At 72.2% G+C, this 16358-nt stretch carries 3 protein-coding genes; all 3 read right to left on the minus strand.

Annotation, left to right across the window (positions count from 1 at the left end):
* Nucleotides 1–46 precede the first annotated feature (46 nt).
* Nucleotides 47–1825, minus strand: a complete 1779-nt coding sequence (locus ACWPN7_RS26605; protein WP_459196212.1) for an ABC1 kinase family protein — start codon at nt 1823–1825, stop codon at nt 47–49.
* A 156-nt stretch (nt 1826–1981) separates the two neighbouring features.
* Nucleotides 1982–3376, minus strand: coding sequence for a lipase family protein (locus ACWPN7_RS26610; RefSeq protein WP_459196213.1), 1395 nt, complete (start codon nt 3374–3376; stop codon nt 1982–1984).
* A 58-nt stretch (nt 3377–3434) separates the two neighbouring features.
* Nucleotides 3435–16340: an SDR family NAD(P)-dependent oxidoreductase gene (locus ACWPN7_RS26615; RefSeq protein WP_459196214.1), complete on the minus strand. Its 12906-nt coding sequence runs from the start codon at nt 16338–16340 to the stop codon at nt 3435–3437.
* Nucleotides 16341–16358 lie beyond the last annotated feature (18 nt).

Consider the following 16358-nt stretch of genomic DNA (forward strand, 5'->3'; position numbering starts at 1 on the left):
CTTCGTCCCGCATGCGGCGGTCCGGCGTCGGGGATGGAGAACCGGGTCACCGCTCTGGCATGGGCAGCCGCAGCGGCGCGCGGCCGAGCCGCCTCGCCAGCGTGTGGAAGCGCAGCGTCGTCAGGCCGAGGACCGTCAGGAACACCAGCCAGACATCCCCGTCCAGGCGCGGAAAGCCGGCGATCAGGCGGTACCAGCCGCTGCCTGTGCCGAGGGCGTCCTCGATCAGGGCGGGGTCGGCCTGGAACAGGCACGCCGCCGCCAGATAGGCGAAGCCCGCGGCCAGCAGGTTGCGCATGGTTCGCGCTGTGAAGGCGAGCAGGTCGCCCCCGGGGCTTTGCGCGGGTTGGACCATCAGCGTGTTCTCGCGGAAACGGCGCGTGTGCATGGAGGCCATCGTCATGCTTTCCGCCATCGACTTCTGGCCGTCGGCAACGACCTGGGACATCCGGCGGGGGGCTTGCGCGCGATGGAATTCGGCGATGGCGGCGGTGTAGTCGATTTCCGGATAGAAGGCGCCGATCGCCAGATCGACCGCGTTGTAGGCACGGCCGAGCTTGAGCAGCGTCCAGTTCGGCGCGAAGCGGTAGGCCATGGTGATCTGGCCGATCTCGAAGGTGGAACTCGACAGCGATTTCTCGCTGAAGGTTCCGTTCTTCATCCGGGCGCGCCATTTCCAGCGCTGCAGCGCATCGGCGATCTTCTGCCGGACCTCGTGAACGTTGAGCGGCGGCAGCACGCCGCTCAGCATCAGCATCAGGTCGGCGGCCAGCATGAACTTGTCGGAATTGATGGCGCCGATGTACATCTTGTAATTGTTCAGGTATTCGACATCGAGCGACCCTGCCATCCCGAAATCGATGAAGGCCAACCGGCTGTTCTTCAGCAGAAGAATGTTGCCGGGATGCAGGTCGCCATGCCAGAGGTTGTCGATGAAGATCTGGTGAAACAGCGAGTGCATCATGGTCTTCGCGACCTTGCTGCGCCGGATGTTGTTCTCGAACATCCAGCGCTCGGCCAGGGCGGGATCGCTGCCGCGCACCCGCAGCAGCTCGCTGAGCGCCACCCCCTCGACGAACTCCATCACGACGACCTGCCGGGAGCAGTATTCCTCATGGACGTCGGGCACGTAGATGCCCTGCTCGCCCAGGGTCCCCTGCAGCCTCTGCATCGACGCGGCCTCGATGCGGTAGTCCAGTTCCTCCTCGATGATGGCCCTCATCTGCCGGACCATCTCGCGCCATTGCAGATGCGCGGCCAGTCCCAGCCCGTCGAGCAGGGCCGCGCCGACGCCGATCCAGCGCACGTCATAAGCCAGGAACGCCGATGCGTGGGGCCGCTGGACCTTCACGGCCACCCAGGCGCGCCGCCGCCGCAACTGCGCCCGGTGGACCTGGCACAGCGAGGCGGCGGCGATCGGCACGTCCTCGAAGTGGCTGAAGACGTCGCCGACCCGCCGTCCGATGCTGGCCTCGATCACGCGGCGCGCTTGGTCGGCGGGAAAGGCGCAAGCCCGGTCCTGCAGCAGGCTCAACTCGTTGCAGAAGGCGGCGCTCCAGACGTCGTTGCGCATGGCCAGGATCTGGCCGACCTTGATCCAGGCGCCGCCCATGCTCTCCAGAAACCCGCGCAGCAGCCGCGCCGCGGTCCGGCTGTCCCAGCGCCCGGTCAGCCGCATCCAGGCGAGCCGGGCCATCATCCGCGACAGCCCGACCAGCACGGCGAGCAACCGCAGCGGGGACGGACGGTCGATCCGCCGGACCTCCAGCGGCCGCCATCCGTTCCGCCGCGGCAGCGGGGTCGGGATCAGATCCGGGTCCTGCACGACGCACTCCCACGCGGCGCCGGCCATCCGCTCCGCCGCGCCACTCCTTCATCCTCGTCGAAACCACGCACGTCCGTCACCAGCTCCCCGATCCGTTGATCCCCCCGGCCCCTGCCGGCCGGAGCGTTGCAGGCCGCTCCGCCCCGCCGCGACCGTTCAGTCGGAGGCGGTGAGGATTTCCTCCGCGTTGATGAAGTCCGAGAGGCCGAGGATTTTCAGATAGCCCTCGATGTGCTGCCACAGCATCTGCGCCATGAACTCCCTCTGCGACGGCTCCAGCGTGCCCTCCAGCGCCGAGGTGTCGTCGCGCACCTGGCGGTAGTTGATGTTCGACAGGGTGAACTGGAGTTCCATCATGTCGATCGCCGCCTTGAAGGCGAAGCCGGCGTCGATCATCGGCTCGTAGATCGACTTGGCGTAATTCATGTCCTCCGCCGCGTAGGTGTGCGGCACGACGTCGAGCGAGTTGTACAGGCGGTCGCAGGTGCCGCCGATCGCGCTGTCGAAATGCTGGGCGAAGCGCTTGTCGCCCGGGCTGAAGCCGGCGATGGGGGTCGAGTGGATGGTGCAGCGCGCCTTCGGATCCCAGCGCGTGGACAGGCTGCCCTCGCAGCCCTGAAGCTCGCGCAGCCACATGGCGACCGTGGCGGACATGGTACCGCCCAGGCTGTGGCCGGTGGTGTGGATGGCCAGCGGCGACTGGCAGGCCGCCACCTCCTGCTTGAGGAAGTCCACCAGGGTCAGGCCGGTGCCCGGGACGCCCTTCTGGGCGCGGACCCGCTTCAGATGCTTCAGGGTGTTGGCGACGCCTTCCGAGACGCGCGGCCATTTCCGCCGGGGCAGATCCTCGACCGGCCAGAGTTCCTGCTCGTTGACCGCCGACACCTGATTCAGAATGCTGTAGATCGACAGCGGGTTGGTGCCGCGGATCGCGATGACGTAGCGGGTCGGATCCCGGCGATCCCGGACGACGTAGAAGACGTTGGTGTCGACGAGATTCGTGAATCCGGCGTTGACCAGCCCCGGCCCCCAGACCACGTCCCATTTCCCGTTGACCGGCTCCAGCTCCTCCAGGAAGCGGTTGATCAGTTCCAGCAGCACCGTCGGCTGGCCGCCCTTCTCGCCCAGCGTGCCGGCGTAGGCGATGTAGGCGAGGGTCACCATCTCCTGCCGCCAGGAGAAGTCGGGCAGGCCGACGAGGCCCTCGCTGTCCCCGATCAGGGCGGCGATGTCGATCGTGAAGCTGCCCGAGGAATCGGGAAGGGTCGATTTCCCGATGGCGCAGACGAGCGTCCCCTCCTCGCGGGTCCAGGTGCCGTCCCGGCGGAAGTTTTGCGGCTTGGTCGCGACCTGGATGGTGCCGTTCTGCGCCCAGGTGCCGTCCGGGCGCAACGTCAGCCAGCTGTCCCACAGCAGGCCGTCCTTGAACTCCTTCCGCTTCCAGCGCCCGACGAAGGAGAATTCCTCGAGCATCCGTTCGGTGATCGTCTGGGCCGGGGCCGCCTTGGCGGGCGGAGCGTCCAACACGGCGGTGTCCAACACGTCTTGCATCTGTCGTCGCCTCTTCTTGCCAGTTTCGGGGTGGGAGCGGATCGCGATGGCCTTCGGGTCAGGGGGCCGGCCTTCGTCGGGGTGCGGCCCCGTCGATGGCGAGCCGAAGGCGGGCGGCGGTGAGCGCCAGCGCCGGCTCCGTCATCAGCTCGGCATGGCGGAGCGGCGTGTTGATCACTTCCAGACGGGACCGCACGACCCCCGGCCAGTGGCGGAAGTAGTCGTAATCGCCGATGTGCGCGTCGGCCCCCGGCTTCGCGCGGACATAGAGCACCGGCGAGGCATCGTAGGCGCCGACGGCGTAACTGCGGTACGCCTCCGAGGCGAGGTCGTTGACCCGGCTGGCGCCGCTGAGATAGCCGAACAGCTCCTCCTCCGGCAGGCCCGAGCGTCCGCGTTCCGACACCAGCCGGGCGAGGTGGCGGAAATGCTCCTCCTCCGGCACGCCGTCCAGATCGTGGTCGCCGATGACGCCCGACTCATGACCGAAACCGGTCAGGAAGTTCGCCAGGATCAGCTTGATCTCGCGCAGGCTCTCCGGGACCTGGGTCATCGCGTGGACGGCCTCGCAGGGCGGATAGGTGTCGAGCAGGATCAGTTCCTGCACCCGCTGCCCGGCGCCGGCCACCCGGCGGGCCATCTCCAGGGCGACCAGCCCGCCCCACGAGTAGCCGCCGATCACGTAGGGCCCCTCGGGCTGCACCGCCCGCATGCAGGCGACGAAATGATCGGCCATCGTTTGCACGTCGCGGAAGGGCTCCTGCCGGCCGTCGTTGCCGCGGAAGCGGAAGGCGTGGACCGGATAGTCCGGTCCCAGCGCCCGCGGCAGGGCCTGGAAGGTCTGCGGAAAGCCGAAGGAGCCCGGCACCCAAAAGGAATGCGGCCGGTCGCCGCCGCGCTGGAGGGTCAGCAGCTCCGGCGCCGGGCCGTGGGCCGCCGCCGGCTTCGGCGCGCCGGCCTCGCCCGGCGCCACACCGAACAGGCCGGCCATCGCCTCGCCATGCTCCGCCAGCAGATGACCGGCGAGAGCGGACAGGCTCTGGTGCTGGAGCAGAGTCATCTGGTTGACATCGGCGAAGGGATAGCGGTCGTTGATGCGCCGCACGAAGGCCGTGACGTTGATCGAATCGAAGCCGTAGTCGACCAGGCTGCGGTCGCGTTCCAGCCGGGCGGGATCGAGATCGAGCACCTCCGCCGCCATGCCGCGGAGATCCTGTTCCAGCCGGTCGCCCAACGGTCCCTCCCCTGCCAGGGACACGGCGGGCGCCCTGCCCGGTTCGCGGGTCCCTCCCGATGGCGGGACCGGCTGCGGGGCGGGGACATCGCCACCAATGCCCCCGCCGATACCGAGGAAGCGGTCGACACGGGCGTGGTCGCGGACGGCCAGAACGATCGCCTGGGGCAGGTCTTCGGCAAGAAGCCGCTCGAACACCGCCAGCCCGTCAGCGGTCTCCAGGTAATCCATGCCCGAATAGCGCAACGCCTCCTCGTCGCCACCGTCGAGATGCAGGCCGCCGTCGCGCCAGAGCGGCCAGTTGATCGACAGCGTCCGCCCGGCCCGCCGGCCGGTCCGCCGCCAGTCCGCCCGCAGCCGGGCGAAGCGGTCCATGAACTGGTTCGACAAGGCGTAATCGCCCTGGCCCATGTCGCCGAGCTGGACGGAGGTGGAGGAGAACAGCACGAAGAAATCGAGCGGCTCCGTCCGTGTCGCGTGGTCGAGCGCCAGGGTCCCGGCCAGCTTCGGCCGCAGGGTCCGGCGAATGTCGGCCATCGACTTGTCGGTGACGAGCCGCTTGTCGGCCACCCCGGCGGAATGGACGACGCCGTTGAGCGGGCCGAAGCGCCCCGTGAGATCCGCCACCGCCGCCGCCACCGCCGCGGCATCCGCGACGTCGACGGCGTAGTAGACGGCCTCGCCCCCCAGCGCGCGGACGCCCTCCAGTTCCGCCTCCCGCGCCGCATCGAGCGGCGACCGCCCGAGCAGGCCGAGGCGGGCGCCGTAGCGTCCGGCAAGATGGCGGGCAACGATCAGGCCGAGACCGCCCAGCCCGCCGGAGATCAGGTAGACCCCGCCCCGGCGCAACGGCGCCCGCGCCCCCACGGCCTTTCCTCCGGCCAGCCGGTGGGGCCGGATCACGTGGGCCAGGGCCCGCCCGCCGTCCCGCCAGCGGTCGGCGGGCCCGTCCTGAGCCAGCTCGCGGACCAGCGCGTCGGCCAGGGCCGCCGGCGCGTCCGCACCGGCTCCATCCGGCAGGCCCACCGCGGCGAAGGAGAGGTTGGGGAAGAGGAGTTGAAGCGACTTCCCGAAGGCGCCCAGCATCTCGGCGCCGGGGTTGCCGGCGGCCTTCTCCAGGGCTCCATCGGGCGCGCCGCCCGACCGGTAGAGCGCCACGACCCGCTTCAGCGCCTGACGCTGCCCCGCCGCGGCGTAGGCATCGACCACTTCCACGACCGGGCGGACACCGAGCTCCACCGCCCGCTCCACGGCGCCCAGCGCGCCCTCGACGTCGTCGGGGTCATCGGGGATCAGGTCGGGCGCCGTCAGCAGCAGGACGACGGCCCCCGGCAGGGACCGGCCCCCGGCGGCAAGCCGTTCCAGGGCCCGCCGGCAGTCGCCCTCCGCGGCGCCGGGAGGGACGGCGGCGACGGAGTCCGCGGCGATGCCGGCGCGTTCCGCCACCGCCGCCCGGATCGCCTCGTCCGCGCCGACGATCAGCATCCCCTCGTCGAGGGAGAGAGCGGGAACCGCCGCGGCCTCCTCCGGTACCCACTCGTAGCGGTAGACGGACAGGGCCGGCGATTCCGGAGCGGAAGCGCTCTGGTCGGCGGGGTGGAACTGCGTCTGCCCGTCCTCGCCGATCCAACAGCGGAAGGGAGCGAACGGATAGGACGGCAGACAGACACGGCGCGGCGGCGCGGCGTCCAGCCCCGACCAGTCGACGGCGGCCCCCATGGCCCACAACCGCGCCAGGGCCGGCAGATCCCGGCGGGCGGTCAGGTCGCGAAGGAAGGATTCCCCCGCCTCCTTGCCCAGCAGAGCGGCCATCCCGCCGTCGGCCCGGTCGTCGCTCCGGAACAGCCGCGGGTCGGCGGCGCCGTCCAGGAAGGCCCGCAACCGCTCGACCAGCTCGTCGAGGCTCGACACCACGACCGCCAGCCGCCGCGGCATGGCGTCCCGGCCGACCCGGGCGGTGTGGCAGACGGCGGACAGGGTCGCTCCCCCGGCCCCCTCCTCCAGGAACCCGACCATCGCCACGGCATAGTCGCGCAGCCGGTCCTCGTCCTTGGCGGACAGGGTGAACAGCTGCGGCCCGGGAGCCGCGGCCGCGGGGTCGGGCGGCGGCACATACTCCTCCAGCACGATGTGCGCGTTCGCTCCACCCATGCCGAAGGAGCTGACGCCGGCGCGGCGCGGCAGGGGCCGCCCGTCCGGCCCGGCGACCGGTTCCCAGGACCGCGTCCGGGACACCACCTCGAAGGGCGTCCCCTCCAGCCTGATGAAGGGGTTGAGCGTTTCGAAATGCAGGCTCGCCGGAATCCGCCCGTGCTTCATGGCCTGCACGACCTTGGCGATGCCGGCGGCGGCGGCGGCCGGCTCCAGATGCCCGACGTTGGTCTTCACCGACCCGAGGCCGATCCGCCGGTCCGGCGGCGGCGTGGTCCCAAGACCACGGTGAAGCCGGTCGAAGGCCCGCAGCACCCCCTCGACCTCGACCGGGTCGCCGAGTTTCGTGCCGGTGCCATGGGCCTCGATGTAGCCGACCGTCGCCGGATCGACCCCGGCGGCCTCGTAGGCGGCCACGATCAGATCGGCCTGGGCCGCCGGGTTGGGAGCGGTCAGCGAGCTGGACCGCCCGCCATGGTTCTCCGCGGTGCCGCGGATCAGGGCGTGGATCGGGTTGCCGTCCGCCAGGGCGCGGCTCAGCGGCTTCAGGAGGAAGACGCCGACCCCCTCGCCCCGCACCGTGCCGGTGGCCTCGCTGTCGAAGGCCCGGCACCGCCCGTCCCGGCTGAGCACGCCGGCCTGGCTGAAGAAGATGTTCTGCCAGGGGTTGAGGATGACGTTGACGCCGCCGGCCAGCGCCATCGCGCAGCCGTCGTGCCGGATCGCCCGGACCGCCCGATGGATGGCGATGGCCGTGCTGGAGCAGCCGGTGTCGACCGGCTCGCTCGGGCCGTGCAGGTTCAGCAGGTAGGAGACGCGGTTGGGGAGGATGCAGTTGGAGTTGCCGAGCGGCCCGTGCGGTTCCATGACCGACAGCCGGTCCCGGATCAGCGCGGCGTAGTCGTTGTTCGCCAGACCGATGAAGACGGCGGTGCGGGTTCCCGCGAGGTCGGACACGCGGTGACCGGCGTTCTCCACCGCCTTCCAGGCGTGCTGGAGGACGAGCCGGTGCTGCGGGTCCATCAACGCCCCTTCACGCGGCGAGATGCCGAAGAACAGCGGATCGAAACGGTCGACGTGGGGCATGAAGCCGCCCCAGCGCGCCCAGGTCTTGTTCGGGTCGCGCGCCGGATCGCCGTAATAGTCCTGCCAGCGCCAGCGGTCGCCCGGCACCTCCGAGATCAGGTCGCGCTCGTCGACGAGGTTGGCCCAGAACCGGTCCAGATCCTCCGACATCGGCATCATGCCGCTCATGCCGACGATGGCCACCGGCTCGTCGGCACAAACGGCGGCCGGAAGGGCGACGGGCATGACCGGAGCGGGGGCTAGGGCCGAAGCCGGCGGCGCGGCGGGAACCGCCTCGACCGGCTGGGCCGTCCCGACCCGGAATCCGGGCTGTCCGCCTAGGTGACGGGCGAGGCTGGCGATGCTGCGGTGCTCGAAGAACACCGTCGGCATCAGTTCGGTGCCGAACCGGCCGTTGATGGCGTTGGTGAACTCGATCAGCGAAATGGATTCGAAGCCGTATTCCGACAGCTCGGTGTCCGGGTCGATCTCCTCCGCGGCCAGCTTCAGGAGGCCCGACGCGATCCGCCGCAGCTCCGCCTGCACATCCTCCGCAGGCGGTCCGGCGATGGGCTCGGCGGCTTTCGCGGGAGCCGGGACGACCGCCGCGCCAGCCACTCCCAGGCCGCGCAGCAGCCGCTGCCGGTCGCCCTCCACCACCATGACGCGGGGCCGTCCGGAAGCGGCGGCCAGTTCGAGGATCTCCAGCCCCGCCTCCGTGCCCAGCGGCAGGAGGCCGAGCGTCCGTTCCAGCCAGGACAGCAGCGCGGGCGACACCGCGCCGATGCGCCCGTCCCGCCAGAGCGGCCAGTTGACCGACACCGTGCGCCCGGACCGGGCGCCCGCGCGGCGCTGCGCCTCGCGCCGTTCGGCGAAGCCGTCGAGAACGGCGTTGGCGTAGGCGTAGTCGGGCTGGAGCGCGTTGCCCAGCGGTGCCGCGGTCGAGGAGAACAGGAGGAACAGGTCCAGCGGCTCCCCGGCGGTCGCCTCGTCCAGCAGCCGCGCGCCGCGGATCTTGGGGACGAGCACCGCGGCGACGTCCTCGCGGCGGCGGGCCGTCATATGCTCCTCGGTGAGCAGACCAGCGGCGTGGACGATGCCGTCGATGCGGCCGAAGCGTGTCCGCGCGGCGGCCACCAGGGCGGCAACCTCCCCGGCGTTGCCCAGATCGGCAGGCACATAGAGCGCGTCGCGGCCCGGCGCGAGCAGGGCGGCGAGCGGCCCGTCCGGGTCGGGCGCGCGGCGGCCGGTGAGCACCAGCTTCGCCCCCCACCGGCGCGCCAGATGCCCGGCGACGAGGGTGCCCAGCTTTCCGCTGGCCCCGGTCACCAGATACACCCCGCCCTGCCGGAACGGCGCGGCGGCGGCCGATGGCAAAGCCTGTTCGCGCAGCCGCGGCACCCGGCGGACCCCGCCGTCCAGCCGGACTTCCGGCTCGAACGGGGCGGCCTCCGACAGTTCGGCCAGGATGAGCGGCCAGACATCCGCGTCGCCAAGTCCGCCGGGCAGGGCCAGTGCCTTGAAGCGCAGCGGCAGCTTCTCCAGACCGGCGGAGCGGGCGAAGGCACCCAGCGCCTCGTTCAGCGGCTGCATCCCAGTGCCCGTCCAGGCGCCCGTCCAGGCGACGAGGACCGTGACCGCCGGCCCCGTGCCGAGCCGCGGCGCGAGCGTCCGCACCAGGGCGTAGAGGCTGTGGATGCCGCGGTCGAGCGCTGCGGCCTCGCCCCCCTCACCCTCGGCCCCCTCACCCTCGCCCGCAGCCCCGTCCGGCCACAGGAACACGATGTGCCGGGGCAGGTCGCCGCGCTCCTCCAGCCGTTCGGCGAGCGCGGCGAAATCCTCCTCGCGGCCCGGGGCCACGCTGTAGGTGTGCGCGCCCGTCGCCTCGAACCGCTCGCCCGGCTGCACGAGCACCAGCGCCGCCGCGACGTCGCCAAGCTCCGCAAGGTGCCGGCGCAGCGCCTCGGCCCGCCGGGTGCCCTGGTCGAACAGCAGATAGGGGCCGAGCGGCGCTTCGGCTCCGGCGGGAAGGGCCGCGGTTTGCCATTCGACCGCCAGGGACAGCCGGTCGCGCGGCGTGGCGCGCCCGCGGTCCGCCCGGCGGTCCAGGCCGCCGGCGTCGAGCAGGCGGAAGGTGAAGTCGGACAGCCGGGCCAGGACGGCGCCGCGGTCGTCGGCGATCGTGACGTCGGCCACCAGCGCCTGACCGTTGGGATCTCTGCGCCGCACCACGAGATGGGCGTGGCAGGGCGAGGTCAACCGCCCGAAGATGCCGACGGCGCCGATCGAGAACGGGAAGAAGAGCTGGCGGAAATCGCCGTCACCCAGCCCGACCACCGTCTGGATCGCCCCGTCGAGCAGCGACGGGTGCAGGACGAACGCGCCTTGCGGATCCGCGGCCTCGTCCGGCAGCTCAAGCCGGGCGAGCACCTCCCCCGTGCCGCAGTCCAGCGTTCGGATGGACCGCAGGCTGGGACCGATGCGCACCGCGGCGGACTCATCCCCGTCGCGGTAGCAGTCGGTCACCTCGCGGCGCACCGGGCAGCGCGCCCGGATGGCCTCCAGGTCGAGCGGAGGCGGCGGGTCGGCGGGCCGCCCGCTCCGGCGGTGCAGGCGTCCCTGGATGTGCGGCACCGGCGCGTCGCCCGGCGACACCACCTCGAAGGCGGCGCTGTCGCCATCCGGCTTCAGGGTGATCTCAAGCGCGGCGCCGGGGCGCTCGACGGCGAACCGCTGGACCCACACGACACCGGTCAGCCGCTCCACCGGCGGCTCCCCGGCGAGGCCGCCGGCGGCCCGGACCATCTCCAGGAAGGCGACGCCGGGCAGGACGGGCTTGCCGCCGACGATGTGGTCACGCAGATAGAACTCGCCGCCGTCCATCCGGGTGCCGAACCGCGACCCGGGGCCGCCCGGCAGGGCGCGATGGACCAGCGGGTGCAGGAGCGGCTCGGCGGGGGCTTCCTCGACCGTCGGTATCCAGTAGCGGCGGCGGTCGAACGGATAGCCGGGCAGCGGCACCCGCCGGCGCCCCTTGCCGCGGTGCAGTGCCGCCCAATCCACCGTTTCGCCACGGACCCAGCGGTCGGCCAGTCCACCGGACGCGGCGGAATCGCCCGTGATGACGGTGCCGTCAGCGGCGGTGCCGTCCAGGTAGGCGTCAAGCCGCGCCAGGAGGTCGTCCACCCCGTCCGCCAGCACCGCCAGCCGCGCCTTCATCGCCTCGCGCCCGGTCTGGAGCGTGTAGGCGACGTCGCCCAGGGCCGGCATCCGCCCCTCCCCGGCGCGGCGGCGCAGCCACGCCGCGAGCCGTGCGGCGACGGCCCGAAGCTGGCCGGCGGTGCGCGCCGACAGCACGAACACGTGGCCTCCCTCCGCCGCCGGTTCGGCGGTCGCCGCCGGAGGCCGGTGCTGCTCGACGATGACGTGGGCGTTGACGCCGCCGGCCCCGAAGGAGCTGACCGCGCCCCGGCGGCGCCCGTCCTTCTCCGGCCAGGGCGCCCGCTCCCGCTGGACCACGAAGGGGGTCCCGTCGAAGCGGATGTCGGGGTTCAGCCGCTCGGCGTGCAGCGTCGGGGCGAACGCGCCGTGTTCCATCTGGAGAAGCAGCTTCGTCAGCCCGGCGATGCCCGCCGCCGCCTCCAGATGGCCGATGTTGGACTTCAGCGAGCCGATCGCGCAGGACTGCGGCGCCACCCCGGCGAACGCCTTGGTCAGGCCGCGGATCTCGATGGGATCGCCCAGCGCCGTGCCGGTGCCGTGGGCCTCGACATAGCCGATGCTGTCCGGCGCCACGGCGGCGCAACGCAGGGCCTCGGCGACGAGCGCCGCCTGCGCGTTGGGGTTGGGAACGGTGTAGCTGTTCGTGCGCCCGCCGTGATTGACCGAGGTCCCCTTGATCACGCCGTGGATGTGGTCGCCGTCCCGCTCCGCCGCCGCCAGCGGCTTCAGCAGCATGGCGCCGACGCCCTCGCCCGGCACGAAGCCATCCGCGTCGGCGCCGAAGCTGTGGCACCGCCCGCGCGGCGACAGCATGCGGACCTGGCTCATCCCGATGTATTTCGACGGGTGGAGGTACAGGTTCACCCCGCCCACCAGCGCCATTTCGCATTCACCGCGCAGGATGCTGTCGCAGGCCAGATGGACGGCGACCAGGGACGACGAGCAGGCGGTGTCCACCGGCAGGCTGGGGCCGGTGAAATCGAACAGGTAGGACACCCGGTTGGCGATCGACCACGGGGCCGAGACGGGAATGACCGGGTTGCCGCGCGACCATTGTTCCGGGCCGAACAGCTGGTAGCTGTTGGTGGTCACGCCGACGAAGACGCCGACGCGGGCGCCCGGCTCCAGCGTGCCGGCGCCCTTGCGGGCCGGCACATGGCCGGCGTTCTCCAGCGTCGCCCAGGCGGTCTCCAGGAACAGCCGCTCCTGCGGGTCCATCACCTCCGCCTCGCGGGGGGAGATGTTGAAGAAGCCGGCGTCGAAGCGGTCGGCGCCGTCGATGAACCCGCCCCATTTGCAGTACATGCGCCCCAGCACCGCCTTCTCGGGGTCCGGATCGAAGTGGCGGCGCCAGTCCCAGCGATCGGGCGGAACCTCCACGACGCCGTCGTAGCCGGCGGCCAGCCGGTCCCAGAAGGCGTCGGTGTCCTCGGCCTGGGGATAGCGCAGGCCGATGCCGATGATGGCGATGTCCCGCCCGCCCGCCTCGGGCGCCGCGGCCGCCACCGGCACGGCGGGGGCAGCGGGAGCGGGAACAGGCGTCCGGACCGAGCGGTCCAGCGCATCGCCATGGTGCTCGGCGAGGTAACGGTGCAGTTCCGCGAGATTGCGGCATTCGAAGAGCAGCGTGCGGGGCAGTTCCCCGACCAGGGCTTCCAGCTGGACGTTGAAGCTCTTGATCTTGACGGAATCGATCCCGTACTCCTCGAAGTCGCGATCCTCGTCGATCTCCTCCTCGTGCAGGCCGGTGACGTCGGCCATGATGGTCCGCAGCATCGACCGGGCGCGGTCCGCTCCCGCCGCCGGCGTTTCGGCGCGCGCCGGGGCGGGAGCGGGAACCGGGGCCTGCTGCGCGATCAGCGCGGCAAGCCGCCCCGCGTCGCCGTGGGAGACGGCGCAACGGGCGAAGGGAATCCGCTGCACCTCCTCCCAGGCGCGCAGCCCGGCTTCGGTGGTCAGCACGGCCAGGCCGGTGTGCCGCCGGATCTCGGCCAGCATCTCCGCGGGAATCCGCATGCCGCCCTCGGCCCAGTAGGGCCAGTCGATGGCGAGGCTGCGGCCATGCCGCCGGCCCTGCCCGCGCAGCGTCTCGCGCGCCGCGGCGAAGGCATCCAGGAAGGCGTTGGCGTAGGCGTAGTCCGACTGCCCGACGTTGCCCATCACCGCGGCCAGGGAGGAGGTCAGGACGAAGCCGTCCAGCGGCTCGTCCGCCGTGGCCTCGTCGAGGGCGAGCGTTCCGGCGATCTTGGGGGCGAACACGGCGTCCAGATCGGCGGCCGTCTTCGCCATCAGCCGGGCGTCGCGGTTGACCCCCGCGGCGTGGATCACCCCGTTCAGCGGCCCGAAGCGGTCGCGCGCCGCGGCGACCAGCCGGCGCGCGGCGTCGGCGTCGGCAAGGTCGGCGGGCACATAGACCGCCTCGCCCCCCTCCGCCCGCAGGCGGTCGATCAGTCCGGCGATCCCGGCGTCCGCCGCACGGCGCCCGGTGAGGACCAGCCGCGCGCGCGCCGTCCGCGCCAGATGCCCGGCGAGGATTCCGCCGATCCCGCCGCTGCCCCCGGTGATCAGCCAGACGCTGCCCGGCCGGACCAGGGGAGCCGCCGCCGGGCTGGCGTCCGCCGGCCCGCAGGGCCTCCAGACGCGCCGCTGGCGACCTCCTCCCGCATAGCGGATTTCCGCTCCCGCCGCCTCGGCGCCGGACAACTCCCGAAGGAGGTGCGCGGCCTGTGCGGGGTCCGCCGGTTCGCCGTCGAGCACCACCGTCCGGACCTGGATGCGCGGATGCTCCAGCGCCGCGCTGCGCGCGAAGCCGGCAAGCGCCACGAAGACCGGATCGGCGGCCAGATCGGCGGCCGTGGCGCCGCCGGCCACGGCGACGATCCGCAGCGCGTCCGGCGGGTTGCTGCGGACGGCCGCCTGGAAGAGGGCAAGCAGCGCGTGCGGCCCCCGCGCCAGCCGGTCCGCGAGGGCTTCCCCGCCACCCGAAGCGGCGGCGCTCCAGGCGACCACGATGCGCAGGGGACGGAGTCCCCGGTCCGCGAGCGCGGCGAACAGCGCCTCGTAATCGCTCCGCCGCGCGGGATTCAGCGTGAAGCGGTCGTCGGACCGGGCGGCGAAGCCGTCCCCCGGAGTCACCAGGACGACCCGCCCTGCGCCGGCCTGGGAGAGACTGCGGGCGAGGGAGTCGCCGTGATCGAACAGCAGGATGTCGCCCGCCGGCCCGGAGGCCGCGGGACAGGGCGCCGCGACCCAGCCGTCCGTCCACAACCGGGTCTCGTCAACCGCGGTTTCGGCCACGGTTTCGGCCGCGGTGCCGGCCGTGGTGCCGGCCGTGGTGCCGCCGGGCGCAACAGGGTGGGCCGGGATCGGCTTGACCGGAACCGCGCCGGCCTTGCCCGCCGTCTCCGGCAGCCGCCGGCCGGGGGGCCAGGTGATGGCGCTGGTCGGCACGTCCAGCCAGTAGCGCTCGCGGGCGAAGGGGTAGGTGGGCAGGCCGATCCGCCGGCCCGGCACCGGATGCAGGGTGCGCCAGTCCGGCAGATGCCCCTTCAGATAGAGCTGGCCGAGCGCGACCAAAGCGCCGCGCCGCGCCGCATCGCTGATGCCGTCGCGCCCGAGCAGCGCCGCGAGGCGCCGCTCCAGCCCGGCGGCGTCGCCGGCAGGCAGCCGGTCGTCGGGCGCGATGGCGTCGCCGCTCTCCAGCCGTCGCCGCAGTTCGGTCAAATCGTCGGCCAGCACGGCGAGCCGCCGTCCGAAATGGGACCGGCCGCGATGCAGGGTGTAGGCGACATCCGCTGGCGACGCGGCGGGGGCCGCCGCCAGCCACCGGCACAGATCCTCGCTCCGGCGCCGCAGCGCCTCCTCGGTCTTTCCGGACAGCAGGAACAGGAAGGGGGGCCGGCCCGGTGTCGGTGGAGGCGCGGGCGGTGCCTCCTCGATCAGGGCGTGGGCGTTGGTGCCCGTGTAGCCGAAGGAGCTGAGCGCGGCCCGGCGCGGATGCCCGTCCGGGGCCGGCCAGTCGATCGGCTGGTCGTTGACGAAGAACGGGCTGTTGGCGAAATCGATGTGCCGGTTCGGCGTGGTGAAGTTCGCGGTCGGCGGGATGCGGCCGTGCTTCAGGCTCAGCAGCACCTTGACCAGACCGGCGAGCCCCGCGGCGGCCAGGGGATGGCCGATGTTGGTCTTGACGGCGCCCAGCGCGCAGAACTGGCGGCGCGCGGTGAACCATCCGAACGCCTCGGTCAGCGCCCGCATCTCCACCGGGTCGCCCAGCAGCGTGCCGGTGCCGTGGGTCTCCACGAAGCCGATGGTCTCCGGGTTGATCCCGGCCTTGCGGTAGACCGCGGCCTCCAGAAGGGCCTGCGACTGGCCGTTGGGCGCGTGGATGCCGTTGCTGCGGCCGTCCTGGTTGACCTCGGTGGCCTTGACCACCCCCCAGATGTGGTCGCCGTCGCGCACGGCGTCGTCCAGCCGCTTGAGCAGGACCGAAATGGCCCCCTCCCCCATCACCATGCCGTCGGCGCCGTCGTCGAAGGCGCGGCACGCCCCCGTCGGCGAGACCACCCCGGCGTCGCTGAGCGACACGAACATGGCCGGGGTGGTCATCACCTCCACACCCGACGCGATGGCCATGTCGGCGGAGCCGGTCAGCAGGCTCTCGCAGGCCAGATGCAGCGCGACCAGCGAGGACGAGCAGGCGGTCACGATGGGAACGCTGGGTCCCCGCAGGTTGAGGAAGAAGGACAGGCGCCCCGGCAGCATGGAGATCTCGTTGCCGGTGAGCATGTAGCTCTCGACCTTGGCGAGGTCCTCGTCCGAGCCGCCGAGGATGCGGAACTGGTAGTCGGCGCCCCGGCAGCCGACGAAGACGCTGCACCGCACGCCGTCCATGTCGCGGTCAGAGTAGCCGGCCTCCTCGATGGCCTTCCAGGACTCCTCCAGGAACAGCCGCTGCTGCGGATCGAGATGCAGGGCCTCGCGCGGGGTGATGCGGAAGAAGCGCGGGTCGAACCGGTCGATGTCCTCGATGAAGCCGCCGCGGCGGGTGATGCTGCGGTGGCCGGACTGGGAATTGGGATCGTAGATCTCGTCGATGTTCCAGCGCGACGGCGGCACGTCCCGGACCGCCACATGGCCGGCCAGCAGGTTGCGCCAGAAGCGGTCGATGTCCGGAGCGTCCGGCAGGCGGGCAGACATGCCGACGACGGCGATGTCGCCGGCCCCATGGCCGCGGTCCCGCCGTTCCGCCGGCAACGGCGGCGCAGACCGCTCAATGTCCCAACCACTGTCCATCGACCTCTCCTTCACACT

The organism is Azospirillum sp. UENF 312511 (assembly GCF_058780635.1).

Coding starts and splice junctions, on each gene's coding strand:
- ACWPN7_RS26610 (WP_459196213.1), bottom strand. CDS start 3,376: ATGCAAGACGTGTTGGACACCGCCGTGTTGGACGCTCCGCCCGCCAAG.
- ACWPN7_RS26615 (WP_459196214.1), bottom strand. CDS start 16,340: ATGGACAGTGGTTGGGACATTGAGCGGTCTGCGCCGCCGTTGCCGGCG.